General features: G+C 56.2%; 17 protein-coding genes. 13 read left to right on the top strand and 4 right to left on the bottom strand.

The genetic code is table 11. From position 1 onward, the window contains the following. Positions 1-20: 20 nt before the first annotated feature. Positions 21-2,441, bottom strand: a complete 2,421-nt coding sequence (gene plsB / locus SIK69_RS15885; protein ID WP_319786509.1) for a glycerol-3-phosphate 1-O-acyltransferase PlsB — start codon at positions 2,439-2,441, stop codon at positions 21-23. A 128-nt stretch (positions 2,442-2,569) separates the two neighbouring features. Between plsB and SIK69_RS15880 the strand changes: the two genes are divergently transcribed. From SIK69_RS15880 to SIK69_RS15865, 4 genes are all read left to right on the top strand, one after another. Further along, a complete protein-coding gene (locus SIK69_RS15880; RefSeq protein ID WP_319627630.1) occupies positions 2,570-2,938 on the top strand; it encodes a diacylglycerol kinase in 369 nt (122 codons plus the stop codon). A 109-nt stretch (positions 2,939-3,047) separates the two neighbouring features. Further along, positions 3,048-3,656 carry a transcriptional repressor LexA gene (gene lexA, locus SIK69_RS15875; RefSeq protein ID WP_319627631.1) on the top strand — a complete coding sequence of 203 codons (609 nt, stop codon included), beginning with the start codon at positions 3,048-3,050 and terminating at the stop codon, positions 3,654-3,656. A gap of 95 nt (positions 3,657-3,751) precedes the next feature. Then, a complete protein-coding gene (gene dinF, locus SIK69_RS15870; protein WP_319786508.1) occupies positions 3,752-5,071 on the top strand; it encodes an MATE family efflux transporter DinF in 1,320 nt (439 codons plus the stop codon). 148 nt (positions 5,072-5,219) lie between these two features. Beyond that, positions 5,220-5,429, top strand: coding sequence for a CsbD family protein (locus SIK69_RS15865; RefSeq protein WP_319627633.1), 210 nt, complete (start codon positions 5,220-5,222; stop codon positions 5,427-5,429). Between the two features lie 77 nt (positions 5,430-5,506). Here the strand turns inward: SIK69_RS15865 and zur are convergent, their stop codons facing one another. Beyond that, positions 5,507-6,028, bottom strand: coding sequence for a zinc uptake transcriptional repressor Zur (gene zur, locus SIK69_RS15860; RefSeq protein ID WP_319786507.1), 522 nt, complete (start codon positions 6,026-6,028; stop codon positions 5,507-5,509). 112 nt (positions 6,029-6,140) lie between these two features. Here zur and SIK69_RS15855 point away from each other — a divergent pair, with 112 nt between their 5' ends. From SIK69_RS15855 to pspG, 4 genes are all read left to right on the top strand, one after another. Then, the gene (locus SIK69_RS15855) at positions 6,141-6,629 is read left to right on the top strand and encodes a cupin domain-containing protein (protein ID WP_319627635.1); all 489 of its coding nucleotides are present in this window, start codon (positions 6,141-6,143) and stop codon (positions 6,627-6,629) included. Positions 6,630-6,805: 176 nt separating this feature from the next. Further along, on the top strand, positions 6,806-8,116 hold the full coding sequence (locus SIK69_RS15850) for a conjugal transfer protein TraF (protein WP_319627636.1): 1,311 nt from the start codon (positions 6,806-6,808) through the stop codon (positions 8,114-8,116). Positions 8,117-8,215: 99 nt separating this feature from the next. Continuing rightward, positions 8,216-9,214: a tRNA dihydrouridine(20/20a) synthase DusA gene (gene dusA / locus SIK69_RS15845; RefSeq protein ID WP_319627637.1), complete on the top strand. Its 999-nt coding sequence runs from the start codon at positions 8,216-8,218 to the stop codon at positions 9,212-9,214. Positions 9,215-9,359: 145 nt separating this feature from the next. Then, positions 9,360-9,590 (top strand): envelope stress response protein PspG, encoded by a 231-nt coding sequence (pspG, locus tag SIK69_RS15840; RefSeq protein WP_319627638.1) that lies wholly within the window; start codon positions 9,360-9,362, stop codon positions 9,588-9,590. Between the two features lie 168 nt (positions 9,591-9,758). Here the strand turns inward: pspG and SIK69_RS15835 are convergent, their stop codons facing one another. After that, positions 9,759-10,742 carry a quinone oxidoreductase gene (locus SIK69_RS15835; RefSeq protein WP_319786506.1) on the bottom strand — a complete coding sequence of 328 codons (984 nt, stop codon included), beginning with the start codon at positions 10,740-10,742 and terminating at the stop codon, positions 9,759-9,761. Positions 10,743-10,826: 84 nt separating this feature from the next. Here SIK69_RS15835 and dnaB point away from each other — a divergent pair, with 84 nt between their 5' ends. The 5 genes from dnaB to SIK69_RS15810 all read left to right on the top strand — a co-directional run bounded on the left by dnaB (position 10,827) and on the right by SIK69_RS15810 (position 15,915). Then, positions 10,827-12,242 (top strand): replicative DNA helicase, encoded by a 1,416-nt coding sequence (dnaB, locus tag SIK69_RS15830; RefSeq protein WP_319627640.1) that lies wholly within the window; start codon positions 10,827-10,829, stop codon positions 12,240-12,242. 16 nt (positions 12,243-12,258) lie between these two features. Continuing rightward, a complete protein-coding gene (alr, locus tag SIK69_RS15825) occupies positions 12,259-13,338 on the top strand; it encodes an alanine racemase (protein WP_319786505.1) in 1,080 nt (359 codons plus the stop codon). Between the two features lie 132 nt (positions 13,339-13,470). Beyond that, entirely contained in the window at positions 13,471-14,664 is a 1,194-nt protein-coding gene (tyrB, locus tag SIK69_RS15820) for an aromatic amino acid transaminase (protein WP_319786504.1), read from the top strand. Positions 14,665-14,732: 68 nt separating this feature from the next. Beyond that, positions 14,733-15,449: an acid phosphatase AphA gene (gene aphA, locus SIK69_RS15815; RefSeq protein ID WP_319786503.1), complete on the top strand. Its 717-nt coding sequence runs from the start codon at positions 14,733-14,735 to the stop codon at positions 15,447-15,449. 112 nt (positions 15,450-15,561) lie between these two features. Next, entirely contained in the window at positions 15,562-15,915 is a 354-nt protein-coding gene (locus SIK69_RS15810; RefSeq protein ID WP_319627644.1) for an MmcQ/YjbR family DNA-binding protein, read from the top strand. Here SIK69_RS15810 and uvrA read toward each other — a convergent pair whose 3' ends face one another. Next, on the bottom strand, positions 15,916-18,738 hold the full coding sequence (gene uvrA, locus SIK69_RS15805; RefSeq protein WP_319627645.1) for an excinuclease ABC subunit UvrA: 2,823 nt from the start codon (positions 18,736-18,738) through the stop codon (positions 15,916-15,918). Positions 18,739-18,907 lie beyond the last annotated feature (169 nt).

Below are 18,907 nucleotides of genomic sequence, written 5' to 3'. Positions count from 1 at the left end.
GGCTTTTTTACGCGCTAAGGTCACGCGTCCTGATTGGCGCTCTCGACGGTCAGACGCACATCGGACGCAATCAGCTCAGCCAGCATCTGATACACCTTCAGCGTTTCCGCCGGTTCGGCATCGCCGGTATCACTGATGTAACCTTCGTCACGCAGGGTCAGCACCAGGGTACTGAACACCGCTTTATCGAAGAACTCCGGCGCGTTGATGCCATGCAGCACTGACAGACGTTGTGCCACGGTGCGGCTCTCTTTCTCCAGCGTACTGCGGTTGATGGACGGATTCGCACTCAGCAGCCAGAAGGTAATGGCGTAGCGTTGCAGCGTTTCACGGGCTCCAGCAGCCAGCAGTTGCAGGGTACGGGAGTGCGACGGGTTGACGCTAACGTCGTCATTCTCAACCGTGATCAGCGCCTGACGCTGCATTTCGGCCAGCAGCAGGTCGATAACGCCCGCCAGCTCGTCTTTTTCCCAGCGCAGGAACAGCTCGGCTTTCAGCATCGGGTACAGCACTTCCACATGTCGCACCATCTCCGCGCGGGAGATTTTGCGATGCTGGGTCACAATCGCGGCCAGCAGCGACGGGATCATCAGCATGTGGGTAATGTTGTTGCGATAGTAGGTCATCAACACCGCCTGCTCGCGCGGCAGGATGATGATATCGCCGATGGTGTCTTTCTCGACTTCGAACTTGTTCATCTGCAACGCATGATCGATAAGCTCGCTGGCGGTGGCAGACGGTACGGTGGAATCCGAGGAGTACGGCACGTTGCGCATCAGCTGTAGATAGCATTCGAGCTGCTCGGTTAACTGCTCGCGGGTCAGCGAGCGCTGACGCGAGGCCAGCAGCGCGGTCACACACAGGTTCATGGCGTTGGCCGCCCCGGCGTTGTTAATGCGCACCATCAGGTCTTCGGCGATGTTGTTCACCGTTGGCGTCAGCCAGGCCGGACGAATGGATTCAATCGGGTCGATGGACTCCCGCCACTCCGGCACGTGCTGGTTGAGATAGGTCATCAGCGGCATCGGTTCGCCAAAGTTGACGTAGCCCTGACCGAGATTACGCAGTTTGCTCAGGCCGCGCAGCATCTGCGGCAGACTCTCTTTCTCTTTGGTCGCCCCACGCAGCTCTTTGGCGTAGGTGCCCACTTCCATCACGTGCTCGTAGCCGATGTAAATAGGCACGAGAGTGATTGGACGGGTGCCGCCACGCAGCATCGCCTGAATGGTCATCGACAAGGTGCCGGTTTTCGGATCCAGCAGACGACCGGTACGGGAACGCCCGCCTTCCACGAAGTATTCAACGGAATAGCCGCGGCTGAACAGCTCGCCTAAGTATTCGCGGAATACGGTGGAATACAGCTTGTTACCTTTGAAGGTACGACGAATAAAGAACGCGCCCAGGCGGCGGAAAATCGGGCCCGCGGGCCAGAAATTCAGGTTGATGCCTGCGGCGATATGCGGCGGCACCAGCCCCTGGTGATAAAGCACGTAAGAGAGCAGCATATAGTCCATGTGGCTGCGGTGGCAGGGCACATAGACAATCTCATGGCCGTCGTGCGCCAGCTGACGCACGCGCTCGGCGTTATTGACGTTGATCCCCTGGTACAAACGGTTCCAGGTGAAGCCGAGTACGCGGTCGGTGAGACGAATCATCTCGTAAGAGAAGTTGGCGGCAATCTCTTCCATCAGCGCAATGGCGTTCTGCTGTGCTTTTTCATGGGAGATTTTCTTGCTGCGCGCTTCGTCTTCTACCGCACGGGCAATCGCTTTGGATGCCAGCAGCTTATTGAACAAGTCCTGACGGGCAGGCAGACGCGGGCCGACGGCAGCCAGACGCTGACGGGCAAAATGGGTACGCGCCACGCGGGCCAGCTTCTGAGCGATAATTTTATCGGTGCCGTGCTCGGTGGCCATGCGGCGCAGCGACACGGACGGCGAGAAACGCACGAAGCTGTCGCGACCAAGCCAGGTCACGGCGAAGAATTTCTGGAAGCCGTTCATCATGCGCAGAGGCGGATTGGCTTCGCCTTTTTCACGGCCCGGTGAGCGACCAAACATCACCGACACTGGAACCATTTGCACATCGAGTTCTGGATTGCTGCGATGCAAATCCAGATAATGATGGAAGAGCTTGATAGACTCTTCTTTCGGCGTGTAATACGTAAACGCGCGCGGCCCGCCGTGAATGAACACGTAGCGCGGCAGCACGGTGCCGTCGATCTCCAGCGGTTCCAGCGGATCCGGGAGGTCATGCGCCAGACATTGGGCGCGTAACGTCAGCAGGTCTGCTTTCGAGTTATACGGCAGAACATACATAATTGGGCGTGAGGTATCGAGTCCCAGTTCCTCGGCAGGATTTGCCGGGATAGACTTGCTTTTTACCAGCACGCTTAATGGTAAATTCAGTAATTTATAGTAAATTCGTGGCCAGCCAGACATAAACGATGTAAAGCCTCTGGTTAATCATGCAAATGCGCCGCAAGGATAACAGAAAGTACACAGAATATCTGTTCTACCACGCGCGGCGCACACCGACATTGACGCTAATAATGCAAAAGGTTCTTTTGATGGCAAATGATACCACCGGGTTCACCCGAATCTTCAAAGCGGCAGGCTATTCCTGGAAGGGTTTCCGCGCCGCATGGCAAAACGAAGCGGCCTTTCGCCAGGAGGGAACCGCCGCCATTATCGCCGTCATCATCGCCTGTTGGTTAGACGTGGATGCGATCACTCGGGTGCTACTGATTGGCTCGGTCCTGTTGGTGATGATAGTGGAAATTCTCAACAGCGCGATCGAAGCCGTGGTCGATCGCATCGGCACAGAACGTCACGAGCTGTCCGGGCGAGCGAAAGACATGGGCTCCGCCGCGGTGCTGCTGTCGATTATGGTCGCTGTCTTCACCTGGGTGTCGCTGCTGTGGACGCATTTTCGCTAACGCTCGCATAATTACGCAAACGTCTGGTTTTTTGTGCGTTTTGCGGTTCCAAAATCGCCATTAGCTGTATATACTCACAGCATAACTGTATATACACCCAGGGGGCGGAATGAAAGCGTTAACGACCAGGCAGCAAGAGGTGTTCGATCTTATTCGGGATCACATCAGCCAAACCGGCATGCCGCCAACGCGTGCGGAAATCGCGCAGCGCTTGGGGTTCCGTTCCCCGAACGCGGCTGAAGAGCATCTGAAAGCGCTGGCACGTAAAGGCGTCATCGAGATTGTTTCCGGCGCATCCCGCGGTATTCGTCTGCTGATTGAAGAAGAATCAGGCATTCCGCTGATTGGCCGCGTCGCAGCGGGTGAACCCCTGCTGGCACAGCAACATATCGAAGCACATTACCAGGTCGATCCGGCGATGTTTAAGCCGAGCGCCGATTTCCTGCTGCGCGTCAGCGGTATGTCGATGCGTGATATCGGTATTCTTGACGGCGATCTGCTGGCGGTGCATAAAACCCAGGACGTGCGTAACGGCCAGGTGGTTGTCGCCCGTATTGATGACGAAGTGACCGTGAAACGCCTGAAAAAGCAGGGCAGCACCGTTGAACTGCTGCCGGAAAACAGCGAGTTTTCCCCGATTGTGGTCGATCTGCGCCAGCAGAACTTCTCCATCGAAGGGCTGGCGGTTGGCGTTATCCGCAATGGCGAATGGCAGTAACCGTCTCGTCAGGCCGGAATTAAGTATTTTCAGTGGCACCGTTCTGGTGCCATTTTGTTATCTTTTTTACCTCATTCACTCGTACAGGTTTTCTCATGTCGCTCTTCAGCGCTGCGGACAAGGCATTGTGGCGTCTTGCGCTACCCATGATTTTCTCCAACATCACCGTGCCACTGCTTGGCCTGGTGGACACGGCGGTTATCGGCCATCTCGATAGCCCGGTGTATCTCGGCGGCGTAGCGGTCGGCTCAATGGCGACCAGCTTCCTGTTTATGCTGCTGCTGTTCCTGCGGATGAGCACTACCGGCCTGACCGCGCAAGCCTTCGGCGCAAAAGACCCCGTTCGCCTCGCCAGAGCGCTGGTGCAGCCGTTGCTTCTGGCGATTGGCGCTGGAGCAGCCATCGTGCTGCTGCGCACCCCGTTGATTGACCTGGCGCTGCATATTGTTGGCGGCAGCGAGGCGGTACTCGAACAGGCCCGCCGCTTCCTCGAGATTCGCTGGCTGAGCGCGCCTGCATCGCTGGCTAACCTGGTGCTGCTGGGCTGGCTGCTTGGGGTTCAATATGCGCGGGCCCCGGTAATTTTGCTGGTGGTCGGCAATGTGCTGAACATCGCGCTCGATTTATGGCTGGTGATGGGCCTGCACATGAACGTGCAGGGAGCCGCGCTGGCCACGGTCTGCGCCGAATACGTGACTTTTTTCATCGGCCTGCTGATGGTGCGTCGGGTGTTACACCTGCGCGGCATTTCGTGGGCGCTAATGAAAGATGCCTGGCGCGGTAATATTCGCCGCCTGTTGGCGCTCAACCGCGACATCATGCTGCGTTCGCTGCTGCTGCAGCTATGCTTTGGCGCGCTGACGGTATTAGGTGCCCGGCTTGGGAGTGACATCGTCGCGGTCAACGCGGTGCTGATGACCATGTTGACCTTTACCGCCTACGCGCTGGACGGCTTTGCCTACGCGGTGGAAGCCCACTCCGGGCAGGCGTATGGTGCGCGTGATGACAGCCAACTGTTGCAGGTCTGGAAAGCGGCGTGCCGTCAATCCGGCATTGTCGCCCTGGCGTTCGCGCTAATTTATGCGCTAGCGGGAGAACAGATTGTTGCCATGCTGACGTCCATCACTGAGCTGCGGGAACTGGCCGATCGCTACGTTATCTGGCAGGTGGTTCTGCCGGTGATCGGCGTGTGGTGTTATCTGCTCGACGGCATGTTTATTGGTGCCACGCGTGGGGCGGAGATGCGTAACAGCATGGCGGTGGCGGCGGCGGGTTTTGCCCTGACTCTGTTCACTGTGCCCGTTCTCGGCAATCACGGATTATGGTTGGCGCTGGCGGTATTCCTCGCCCTGCGCGGCCTGGCGCTGGCGTGGATTTGGCGGCGTCACGGGCAACACGGAACCTGGTTTTCGTAGCTGCTTCGTTTTTAGTCGATGGTTAAAGATTCTGAATAATCTTCAGCAGGCAAAATCCTTACCTATACTGATTACCACGTCCAGCAGAAAACAGTGTTTTACGGACGATGTTATTTCACTCTCTCCACCGAACTAAGAGGAATGGATCATGAATAAAGACGAAGTCGGCGGTAACTGGAAACAGCTCAAAGGTAAAGTGAAAGAGAAATGGGGTAAGCTGACCGATGATGACTTCACCGTCATTGAAGGTAAGCGCGACCAGCTGGTCGGGAAAATCCAGGAACGTTACGGCTATGAGAAAGATCAGGCCGAGAACGAAGTGAAAGACTGGGAAACCCGCAACGATTACCGCTGGTAAATAAATGCACTACCCGTGCGTACACGGATGTACAACCCTCAGGGCGGCTTAAAGGCCGCCCGATATTTTTCTGGCGCTTATTTCTGACCCGGTTTGCGTTTGATGAGGATCGTATGATCGTGACCGCAGCAGTCCTGTGTGCGGCAAGCTTCCACCTCGACACACCCTGAACACAGCCCATGGGCTTCAATCACGTTATGACGTAGCGCAAAGCCCATCCGCGCCGCCAATGCATGCATAATGTCTTCCACGCCGTCAGCCGCTTCTTCCTTCACCACGCCACAACGATCGCAGATAAACATCGCCGACGTATGCGAGGGTTTATCGAACAGATGGCACATCACATAGCTATTGGTGGACTCCACTTTATGCACAAATCCCTGCTCGAGTAAGAATTCCAGCGCCCGATACACGGTCGGCGGCTTGGCCTGCGGCTCGCTGACTTTCAGCAGGTCCAGCAGATCATAAGCGCTGATTGCGCCCGGTTGCAGCGTCATCAGGCGGAGCACTTCAAGGCGTTGGGGGGTCAGTCGCACGCCACGTTGAGCGCAAAGCCTTTCGGCCTGCACGAGCATGTCTTGTGGAGTGGAGTCGTCCATAGGTGCCTCGAATCGGGTGTAAAGTAAACGCCTACTTTACCATGTTTAGGCTCAAACGCCGATAACCTGCCGAGTGTGCTATACATGACCCAACGTACCCAGGAGGGACAAAATGAAAAGACCTGACTGTATTCGACACTGGCGCGAGCTGGAAGAACCCGATAATTCAACCTATCCCGACAGCAGCGAGCTGTTTTCCATCGGCGCACCGCTGGCGCGTAAGCTCGGGCTGATGCGCCTGGGTATTCATCACGAACGCCTGCCGCCGGGCCGCCGCACCTCGTATCCCCATGCCGAAAGCGATGAAGAAGAGTTTATCTATGTGGTGAGTGGTCGCCCTCAGGCGTGGATCAACGGCTACCTTTGGCAGCTTGAGCCGGGTGACAGCGTGGGTTTTCCATCGGGTACTGGCATCTGCCACACTTTTATCAACAATACAGCGGCAGACGTAGAATTATTGGTGGTCGGAGAGGCCAATAAAAAGCATAACCGTATTTATTACCCGCTGAATCCGGAATATGCCGCCACCCGCCAGGATCGCTGGGTCGACCATCCGCCACAGTTTTTTGGTCCGCACGACGGGAAACCTTCGCGAAAATAACAATCTCTTCTATAAATATTGAGGGGCATCACACAATTCAACCTTAACACAGTGAGCCTTAAGGCAAATCATCCTAATTGGCTGCTTTTTACATCGTTATTCACAGCAATAGTTCGGCCCTTTTCAGCGGATAACTGAACGGGGAAAAACGTTCACCTGCATATAACGAGCATACTGTGAAAAAAAATATTAAATATTCTGTGGTGTCAGCGGCCGTCTCCCTGTTTATGGCAAATCAGGCGGGAGCGGCCAATACCTGGTCCGAGGCAAGAAACGATGCAATGGGGGGAACCGGGGTGGCGTCGGCTAATTATGGCAGCGCGGTGCTGATTAACCCCGCGTTACTGGCGAAGTCACAACCGGACGATGATGTCTCTGTCGTTATTCCATCTGTAGGGGCGCAGATTACCGACAAAGACAATCTTCGCGATCAAATTGACGATATCAGCGATGAAATCGACCACTACAAAAAGGTACTCGATAACCTGACGCCACAAGATATCCTGTTGAACCCTGGCGGCACGTTAAACGAATTCCAGAGTGCGGCGGGGGATCTGGCCGGACAGTTGGAAGATCTGAAAGGAAAAACTGCCCGCGCGACCGCCGGGGCAGGGATCGCCGTCAGCGTACCAACCTCGGCGGTATCCCTGGCCTTTGTCGCCAAAGCCTATGCCCACGCGCGTGCCAGCTCCAGTATCGATCAGAACGATATCGACTACCTGCGGAACATTCAGAACTCCGACGCGTTCGCTGCCACCCAGGCCGCCAATGCGGTGATCAACGGCAGCGACGAAATCACCAACAACCTCAACTCAACGGCGTCCGGTAAAGGGGCAATTGTTTCCGATTACGGGATAGCGATTGCGCGCCAATTCGATATCGGCGGCGTGCCGGTGTCGTTGGGTGTGACGCCAAAACTGCAGCAAACCTGGCTCTACAACTACACCACCTCTATCGATGACTATCACAGTGACGACTGGAAAAAGGACAAATACCGCACTGACGACACCGGTTTTAACGTCGATGCCGGTATCGCGGCGGATTTCGGTGAAAACTGGACTCTGGGCCTGAGCGGTCAAAACCTGATGTCGCGTGATATCGACACCAAAGACGTGCGCATCACCAACGGGGCCACCGGGGTGACCACCAACTACAAAGATACTTATCAGATCCGTCCGCTGGTGACGGCTGGCGTGGCGTGGCATACCGATTTTGTGACTCTGAGCGCCGACGGTGACCTGACGGAAACCAAAGGCTTCAAGAGCGAGGACGACTCACAGTATGTCGGCGTAGGGGCCGAGGTGACGCCGCTGAGCTGGCTTGCGGTGCGGGGCGGTTACCGTGCAGATGTGAAGGGTAACGACAGCAATGTCTTCACTGCCGGGGTAGGCTTCGCGCCGTTGAACACCGTACACGTCGATTTAACCGGGCTGTATGGCGAAGATCAAACCTGGGGCGCGGGCGTGCAGTTGGGCCTGACCTTCTGAGTCGCGTTGGTTAACAGGATGAAGCGGAGGCCATGCGCCTCCGCATTTTCTTTATGCTATAGTAGCGCCCCATTTCCACCGGATGCTCATAAATTCGCCATGCTGCCAGAAACACAATCCACCGCTTATCCTGCTCACCGCTTCTCCATCGCACCGATGCTCGACTGGACGGACCGGCATTGTCGTTACTTCCTGCGCCAGCTGTCTCGCCACACGCTGTTGTACACTGAAATGGTGACCACTGGGGCGATCATTCACGGCAAAGGCGACTACCTGGCCTACAGCGAGGAAGAACATCCGTTGGCATTGCAGCTCGGTGGCAGTGACCCGGCAGCGCTAGCGCACTGCGCTAAGCTTGCGCAAGAGCGGGGTTACGATGAGATCAATCTCAACGTTGGCTGCCCGTCTGACCGCGTACAGAACGGTATGTTCGGTGCCTGCCTGATGGGCAACGCCCAGCTGGTGGCCGATTGCGTCAAAGCGATGCGCGACGTGGTGTCCATTCCGGTGACGGTCAAAACCCGGATCGGCATTGATGACCAGGACAGCTACGAATTCCTCTGTGATTTTATTAACACCGTTTCCGGCAATGGCGAATGCGAGATGTTTATCATCCACGCGCGTAAAGCCTGGCTTTCCGGCCTGAGCCCGAAAGAAAACCGTGAAATTCCCCCGCTGGATTATCCGCGTGTCTATCAGCTCAAGCGTGACTTCCCGCATCTGACAATGTCGATTAACGGCGGCATCAAATCGCTGGCGGAAGCCCACGAGCATTTGCAGCATATGGATGGCGTGATGGTGGGCCGCGAGGCGTATCAAAACCCGGGTATTCTGGCCTCGGTCGATCGTGAGATTTACGGCGTTGATGGGGTTGACCCTGATCCGGTGGCGGTGGTGCGTGCCATGTACCCATACATCGAGCGCGAGCTGAGTAATGGCACCTATTTAGGCCACGTTACGCGGCACATGCTTGGCCTGTTCCAGGGCATTCCGGGCGCGCGCCAGTGGCGTCGCTACCTCAGCGAGAACGCCCATAAGGCCGGTGCGGACATTGAGGTTTTAGAACAGGCGCTGCAACTGGTGGCGAATAAACGTTAATTTTACGCTAAAAGTTAGTCTGATTGACCACGCCTCGCACAGTGCTGCGGGGCGTTTTCATTTTTAATCAATGGATTACGTGTTGGCATGATTTTTGTATTTGTCATAGTAAAGGCAGAGGATAATTTCATAAGGGGAAAAAGCCATGCTGGAACTGTTATTTATCATCGGATTCTTTGTCATGCTGCTGATCACCGGGGTATCGATGCTGGGTATTCTGGCGGCGATTGTGGTTGCCACCGTACTGATGTTTGTCGGCGGCCTGTTTGCGCTGATGATCAAACTGCTGCCGTGGTTGCTGCTTGCCGTCGCCGTGGTGTGGATTATCCGCGCCGTCAAAGCGCCGAAAGTGCCGCAGTACCGTCGCCGTTATTAATGATTGCGGGATGCGTCACAACCTGAGAAGGGCAGCGTAGGCAGCGCGTCATAAATCTGTCATTGTTAGCGCGATAATGAATTCATCGCGCTGTACCCTACATACAGCGAACGATAAAAAAAGAAGGGCTTCCCACGGGAAGCCCTCATTATTTCTGCCAGTGCCCCGTTAGGGAATCAACAAGCTTGAACCTTCTGTTGCCCGGCTCTCCAGCGTTTCGTGCGCCTTCTGCGCATCGTGCAACGCAAATTTCTGGCTGTCGGCCACATCCACTTTAATCACCCCGCTGGCGATCAGAGAAAATAGCTCATTGCTGGCCTCTTCCAGCTCTTCCCGGTTAGTGATGTAGCCCTGAAGGGAAGGGCGCGTGACATACAGGGATCCTTTTTGATTCAGGATCCCGAGATTCACGCCGGTGACCGCGCCGGAGGAATTACCAAAGCTGACCATCAGGCCACGGCGTTGCAGACAGTCCAGCGAGGCTTCCCAGGTGTCTTTCCCCACTGAGTCATACACCACACGCAGTTTTTTGCCGTGGGTTATTTCTTTCACCCGTTCGACCAAATTTTCTTCACGATAGTTAATCACCTGCCAGGCCCCGGCCTGAAGCGCGCGCTGCGCCTTTTGCGCCGAACCCACGGTGCCAATCAGCTGCGCCCCGAGCGCTTTAGCCCACTGGCAGGCAATCAGCCCTACGCCGCCCGCCGCCGCATGGAACAGGAACGGTTCGTTGGGTTTGATTTCCCAGGTTTTACGCAGCAGATAAAACACCGTTAGCCCTTTGAGGAACGAGGCGGCGGCCTGTTCGTAAGAGATGGCGGCAGGCAGAATGGCGACTTTGTCTGCCGGAACGTTATGCACCGAACTGTACGCGCCAAGCCCAGATTGCGCATACACCACGCGATCGCCCGCCTTGATGTGCTGCACGCCGCTGCCTACTTTGCTGACCACGCCTGCGCCTTCCGTTCCCAGACCGCTCGGCAAAGCGGGCGGTGGATACAGTCCGCTGCGGATATAGATATCGATATAGTTAATGCCAATGGCCTTGTTCTCCACCTGGACCTCGTTTTCTTTCGGATCCGCTGGGGTAAATTCCACGGCGTTGAGTACGTCAGGTCCACCGTGTTGATGAAATTCAATGCGCGTTGCCATGCTTCCTCCGTACATATCGTTTAGCGGGGGCATCAGATATGATAATCTTACGGCCCACTCTTTAACCCGGTAACTCCATTCACTATGGCAGGAAATAAACCCTTCAACAAACAACAGACTGAGCCACGTGAGCGCGATCCGATGGTCGCCGGGCTGAAAGTACCGCCGCACTCGATTGAAGCGGAACAGTCGGTGTTGGGCGGTTTGATGCTGGATAACGAGCGCTGGGACGACGTGGCAGAACGCGTCGTGTCTGAAGATTTCTATACCCGTCCGCATCGCCACATCTTTACCGAGATGGCGAAATTGCATGAATCGGGCAGTCCGATTGACCTGATTACGCTCGCGGAATCGCTGGAGCGGGAAGGGCAATTAGACAGCGTCGGTGGTTTTGCCTATTTGGCAGAATTGTCGAAAAACACGCCAAGTGCGGCGAACATTAGCGCCTATGCAGATATCGTGCGTGAACGTGCGGTCGTGCGTGACATGATCTCCGTGGCGAATGAAATCGCCGAAGCGGGATTTGATCCCCAGGGGCGCACCAGTGAAGACCTGCTGGATTTAGCCGAATCCCGGGTATTCAAAATCGCGGAAAGTCGGGCCAACAAAGACGAAGGCCCGAAAAATATCGCCGAAGTGCTCGACGCCACCGTGGCGCGTATCGAACAGTTGTTCCAGCAACCGCATGACGGCGTCACCGGGGTCAACACCGGCTATGACGATCTGAATAAGAAAACCGCCGGTTTGCAGCCGTCGGATTTGATTATCGTCGCCGCGCGTCCGTCGATGGGTAAAACCACCTTTGCGATGAACCTCGTCGAAAACGCGGCGATGTTGCAGGATAAGCCGGTACTTATCTTCAGTCTTGAAATGCCCTCAGAACAGATAATGATGCGTTCTCTGGCCTCGCTGTCGCGCGTCGATCAGACCCGAATCCGTACCGGTCAGCTCGATGATGAAGACTGGGCGCGCATTTCGGGCACCATGGGCATTCTGCTGGAAAAACGTAACATCTACATCGATGACTCCTCCGGCCTGACGCCAACGGAAGTGCGCTCCCGCGCGCGCCGTATCGCCCGTGAGCACGGTGGCATCGGCCTGATCATGATCGACTACCTGCAGCTGATGCGCGTGCCGTCATTGTCGGATAACCGTACCCTTGAAATCGCCGAAATCTCGCGTTCTCTAAAAGCGTTAGCCAAAGAGTTGCAGGTGCCGGTGGTGGCGCTGTCGCAGCTGAACCGCTCCCTGGAACAACGTGCCGACAAGCGCCCGGTCAACTCCGACCTGCGTGAATCCGGCTCCATCGAGCAGGATGCCGACTTAATCATGTTCATCTACCGTGATGAGGTTTATCACGAGAACAGTGATCTGAAAGGCATTGCCGAAATCATTATTGGTAAGCAGCGTAACGGCCCGATCGGTACGGTACGTCTGACGTTCAACGGACAATGGTCGCGTTTTGATAATTATGCGGGCCCGCAATATGATGATGAGTGATATCTAAGGAATTCAAATGCAAGCGGCAACTGTAGTCATTAACCGCCGCGCTCTGCGACACAATCTGCAACGCCTGCGTGAACTGGCCCCGGCCAGTAAGCTCGTTGCGGTCGTGAAAGCGAACGCCTACGGACACGGTCTTCTGGAGACCGCGCGCATGCTCCCTGACGCCGATGCCTTTGGCGTCGCTCGCCTGGAAGAGGCGCTGCGCCTGCGAGAGGGTGGCATCCGCCAGCCTGTTCTGCTGCTGGAAGGTTTTTTCAATGCCAGCGATCTGCCGCTGATATCAGCCCAGGGTTTTCACACCGCGGTGCATAACCCCGAACAGCTTGCAGCCCTGGAGCAGGCAGAATTGCCTGAACCGGTAACGGTGTGGATGAAACTAGACACGGGGATGCACCGTCTGGGCGTGCGTCCGGAAGAGGCCACTGCATTTTACCAGCGCCTGAGTCAGTGCAAAAACGTGCGCCAGCCGGTGAATGTGGTGAGCCACTTTGCCCGGGCGGACGAGCCTGATTGCGGTGCCACCGAGCAGCAGCTCGATATCTTCACCACCTTCACCGAAGGCAAGCCGGGTCAACGCTCCATCGCCGCGTCCGGCGGGATCCTGCTGTGGCCCCAGTCGCATTTCGACTGGGTGCGCCCGGGCATTATTCTCTACGGCGTCTCACCGCTGGAAGGCTCACAGTGCGGCGAAGATTTTGGCTTCCAACCCGTGATGTCGCTGACCTCGAGCCTGATCGCGGTACGTGAACACAAGGCTGGCGAGCCGGTAGGCTACGGCGGCACCTGGGTAAGCGAACATGACACCCGTCTCGGCGTGGTCGCTATGGGCTATGGGGATGGTTACCCGCGGGCTGCGCCATCCGGTACCCCAGTGCGGGTTAACGGTCGCGAAGTGCCGGTGGTTGGTCGTGTCGCCATGGACATGATTTGCGTCGATCTCGGCCCGCAAGCCGCTGACAAAGCGGGCGACCCGGTAATACTGTGGGGCGAGGGCCTGCCGGTCGAACGGATTGCTGAAATAACGAAAGTAAGTGCTTACGAACTTATCACGCGCCTGACGTCGCGGGTAGCGATGAAATACGTCGACTGATCGCCGCGTTGTCACCCTTTTCAGGCCGGAAAGGGTGACAACAGTGGTTTCGCCCTAACATCCGCTCGATCTTCCCCCGTATCCAGTTTATTGTGTTTATCCCTGCCCCGCATAACTCTGGAGAATTCACCTGTGTTTCAGAACGTTGACGCCTATGCAGGCGACCCCATCCTTTCTTTAATGGAACGGTTTAAAGAAGACTCTCGCCCCGACAAAGTGAACCTCAGCATTGGCCTGTATTACAACGAAGACGGGATTATCCCGCAGCTGCAGGCCGTGGCAGAAGCAGAGGCGCAGCTGAACGCTCAGCCGCACGGGGCATCGGTGTATCTGCCGATGGAAGGTCTGAACACCTACCGCACCGGCGTAGCGCCGCTGCTGTTTGGCGTTGACCATCCGGTGCTGAAGCAAAACCGCGTGGCGACCATCCAGACGCTGGGCGGTTCCGGTGCGCTGAAAGTGGGAGCGGATTTCCTCAAACATTATTTCCCGGACTCAAAAGTGTGGGTCAGCGATCCCACCTGGGAAAATCACATCGCCATATTTGAAGGCGCTGGGTTCGAAGTAAGCACTTACCCTTGGTTCGATTCTGAGACCAACGGCGTGCGTTTCGATGCGCTGCTCGAAAAACTGAATAGCCTGCCTGAAAAAGACATTGTGTTGCTGCATCCGTGCTGCCACAACCCAACGGGTGCAGATCTGACCAACGCCCAGTGGGATGCGGTCACTGAGGTGCTGAAAGCGCGGAATCTGATCCCCTTCCTCGACATCGCCTATCAGGGCTTTGGCGCGGGCATGGAAGAAGATGCCTACGCCATCCGCACCATCGCGGGCGCAGGCCTGCCGGTGTTGGTCAGCAACTCGTTCTCCAAAATTTTCTCGCTCTATGGTGAGCGCGTGGGCGGTCTGTCGGTCGTCTGCGAAGAGAGTGAAACCGCAGGCCGCGTGCTCGGTCAGCTGAAAGCGACCGTGCGTCGCATTTACTCCAGCCCGCCGAATTTTGGTGCGCAGGTGGTATCGGCCGTATTGAACAACGCTGCGCTGAAAGCCTCATGGCTGGCGGAAGTGGAAGCCATGCGCACCCGTATTCTGGCGATGCGTCAGGAACTGGTTAACGCGCTAAAACAGGCGATACCGAACGGCAATTTTGACTATCTGCTCAAGCAGCGTGGGATGTTCAGCTATACCGGGCTGAGCGCCAAGCAGGTCGATCGGTTGCGTGAAGAGTTTGGTGTGTACCTGATTGCCAGTGGTCGCATGTGTGTCGCGGGCCTCAACACTCGCAACGTTCAACGCGTGGCGCAGGCGTTTGCTGCTGTAATGTAAGTGCTCACTTACCTTCTCTCTCCCGGCTGGGAGAGAGATATTAACAATTGGATGTTAAAGGGATACCTATGCGCAAGGTCACATCAGCGCTCAGCGCTATTTGCTTGTTGTTTACCATCAACAGCGCCGTGGTGGATGCACATGCCTCGTCGCCATCTCCGCTGTATATGGGCACAAACGTCGCGAAGCTCGCCGAACAGGTGCCGATTCATTGGGTTTCCGTGGCACAAATTGAAAACAGTCTGATGGGCCGCCCGCCAATGGCTGTTGGATTCGATATTGATGATACTGTCCTGTTCTCAAGCCCAGGCTTTTGGCGTGGTAAAAAGACCTTTTCTCCGGACAGTGAAGACTACCTGAAGAACCCGGAATTCTGGGAAAAGATGAACAACGGCTGGGATGCGTTCAGCATCCCGAAAGAAGTGGCTCGCGCGCTGATCGCCCTGCACGTGAAACGTGGGGACAGCATCTATTTCGTCACCGGGCGCAGCCAGACTCAAACCGAAACCGTGTCTAAAACACTACAGGATGATTTCCTGATCCCGGCTACCAACATGAATCCGGTCATTTTTGCAGGCGATAAGGCCGGGCAGAACACCAAGGTTCAGTGGCTGAAGGAGAAGAACATCAAAGTGTTCTACGGTGATTCGGACAATGACATTACCGCCGCTCGCGACGTAGGTGTCCGGGGTATCCGCATCCTGCGGGCCTCAAACTCTACCTACAAGCCGCTGCCGAATGCCGGGGCGTACGGTGAAGAAGTGATCGTCAATTCTGAATATTGACAATGAAAAACGGCAACCGAGAGCGTTGCCGTTTTTTTAATCAGAAGCGTTTCCCCTTTCTCCCGTCTTGCTGCACACTAAGAAAAGACTTATTTCGCTGAGGGGAACCACGATGACCATTTCGGAGTTGCTGCAATACTGCATGAACAAACCCGGTGCCGAACAGAGCGTTCACAGCGACTGGAAGGCCACGCAGATTAAAGTGTCTGATGTGCTATTTGCGATGGTGAAAGAGGTGGAAGGCCGCCCGGCAACCTCGCTGAAAACCAGCCCGGAACTCGCGGATTTATTACGTCAGCAGCACAGCGATGTGCGTCCCAGTCAGCATCTCAATAAAGCCCACTGGAGCACGGTGTATCTTGACGGGTCACTGCCGGATTCGCAGATTTACTATCTGGTGGATGCTTCTTATCAGCAGGCGATGGGGATGCTGCCAGACCAGGTCAGGCAGCATCTTACAGAGTGATTACAGTAACGGCTTGAGGAAGCGTGCCGTGTGAGAGGCTTCGCATTCCGCGACCGTTTCTGGCGTGCCGGAGATGAGAATTTCCCCGCCGCCGCTGCCGCCTTCCGGGCCGAGATCGACAATCCAGTCTGCGGTTTTAATCACGTCCAGATTGTGCTCGATAACCACGATGGTGTTGCCCTGGTCCCGCAGCTTATGCAGCACGTCCAGCAGTTGCTGGATATCGGCAAAGTGCAGACCGGTGGTCGGTTCATCGAGGATATATAGCGTTTGACCGGTACCGCGTTTCGACAGCTCACGCGCCAGCTTCACGCGCTGGGCTTCACCGCCGGAAAGCGTCGTCGCCGACTGACCCAACCGAATGTACGTCAGGCCAACGTCCATCAACGTTTGCAGCTTACGCGCCAGCGCCGGAACGGCATCAAAGAACTCACGCGCTTCTTCAATGGTCATATCCAGCACTTCGTGGATGGTCTTGCCCTTGTACTTAATCTCCAGCGTTTCGCGGTTATAGCGTTTGCCTTTGCACTGATCGCACGGCACGTAGATATCCGGCAGGAAGTGCATCTCAACCTTGATAACGCCATCGCCCTGACAGGCTTCGCAGCGACCACCGCGCACGTTAAAGCTGAACCGGCCCGGCGTATAACCGCGTGAGCGCGATTCCGGCACGCCAGCGAACAGTTCACGCACTGGGGTAAAGATGCCGGTGTAGGTCGCCGGGTTAGAGCGCGGCGTACGGCCAATCGGGCTCTGATCGATATCAATCACTTTGTCGAAATGCTCAAGGCCCGCGACATCGCGATAAGGAGCCGGTTCGGCAATGGTCGCGCCGTTGAGCTGGCGCTGGGCAATCGGGAACAGCGTATCGTTGATCAGCGTCGATTTACCGGAACCGGACACTCCGGTCACGCAGGTGAACAGGCCAACCGGCACCGTCAGCGTCACGTCTTTGAGGTTGTTGCCGCGCGCGCCGGTCAGTTTCAACACTTTGGCCGGGTCAGCAGGGACACGCTCTTTCGGCACTTCGATTTTGCGCTTGCCGCTCATGTACTGGCCGGTCAATGATTCCGGCACCGCCATAATGGCTTCCAGCGGGCCTTCGGCGACCACTTCACCGCCGTGGACGCCAGCGCCTGGGCCGATATCAATCACGTGGTCAGCCGCGCGGATAGCATCTTCGTCATGCTCCACCACAATCACCGTATTACCGAGATTACGCAGGTGAATCAGGGTGCCGAGCAGGCGTTCGTTATCGCGCTGATGCAACCCGATAGACGGCTCATCCAGCACGTACATCACGCCCACCAGACCGGCACCAATCTGGCTTGCCAGACGAATACGTTGGGCTTCGCCGCCGGAGAGGGTTTCCGCCGAGCGAGAGAGTGAAAGATAATTCAGACCGACGTTGACCAGGAATCTCAGGCGATCGCCAATCTCTTTCAGCACTTTCTCAGCAATTTTGGCGCGTTGCCCGCTGAGCTTCATGTTCTGGAAGAACTCCATCGCATGGCCGATGCTCATGTCTGAAATCGTGGGCAGCGGAGTATTCTCGACGAACACATGGCGCGCTTCGCGGTTCAGACGGGTACCGTCACAGCTGGTACACGGACGGTTGCTGATGAACTTCGCCAGCTCCTCGCGCACCGCGTTAGATTCGGTCTCTTTGTAACGGCGCTCCATGTTATGCAGCACGCCTTCGAACGGATGACGACGTACAGAGGTATCGCCACGATCGTTCATATATTTGAATTCAATCGACTCTTTTCCTGAACCGTACAGCACCACTTTCTGCACATGCGCGTTCAGGCTGCCCCACGGGGCTTCGACGTCGAATTCATAATGCTCCGCCAGCGAGCGCAGCATCTGGAAGTAGTAGAAGTTACGGCGATCCCAGCCGCGGATAGCGCCGCCTGCCAGCGAAAGTTCCGGGTTCTGAATGATGCGATCCGGGTCGAAATATTGCTGCACGCCCAGGCCGTCACAGGTTGGACATGCGCCCGCCGGGTTGTTGAACGAGAACAGACGCGGTTCCAGTTCCCGCATGCTGTAGCCGCAAATCGGACAGGCAAAGTTGGCGGAGAACAGCAGCTCATCGGCTTTCGGGTCGTCCATGTCGGCGACAATCGCGGTGCCGCCAGACAGATCCAGCGCTGTTTCAAAGGATTCGGCCAGACGCTGGGCCAGATCTTCGCGCACCTTGAAGCGGTCAATCACCACTTCGATGGTGTGTTTCTTTTGCAGCTCGAGCTTCGGCGGATCGGAAAGGTCGCAGACCTCGCCGTCAATACGGGCGCGGATGTAGCCCTGGCTCGCCAGGTTTTCCAGCGTTTTGGTGTGCTCGCCTTTACGCTCTTTAATCACTGGTGCCAGCAGCATCAGGCGTTTGCCTTCCGGCTGCGACAGCACGTTGTCGACCATCTGGCTGACGGTTTGTGCCGCCAACGGAACGTCGTGATCCGGGCAGCGCGGCTCGCCCACACGGGCAAACAGCAGACGCAGATAATCGTGTATTTCGGTGATGGTCCCGACGGTGGAACGCGGGTTATGCGATGTTGATTTTTGCTCAATAGAGATGGCCGGCGACAGCCCCTCGATATGGTCAACGTCGGGTTTTTCCATCAGCGACAGGAACTGACGCGCATAGGCGGAGAGTGATTCCACGTAGCGCCGCTGCCCTTCGGCATACAGCGTATCAAACGCCAGCGAAGATTTTCCTGACCCAGAAAGCCCGGTCACGACAATCAGTTTGTCGCGAGGGATGACGAGGTTGATGTTTTTGAGATTATGGGTGCGGGCGCCCCGAACTTCGATCTTATCCATTCACCTTTCCCGGTAGAGACTCGGAATGCCTGGTTTGCTTGAAGGACAAACGGCGGAAACGGCTAATTATGACACAGTTTGACCTGAATGAATATACAGTAGTGGAATCGTGCTTCAGCGTTTCGCTGCAACGAACTGTATCCAAAATGGATTGCTGGAATGAAGCTCG

The sequence above is a fragment of the Scandinavium lactucae genome, assembly GCF_033843265.1.
GTDB lineage: Bacteria > Pseudomonadota > Gammaproteobacteria > Enterobacterales > Enterobacteriaceae > Scandinavium > Scandinavium lactucae.
This window is presented reverse-complemented; position numbering and strand designations above follow the sequence as displayed.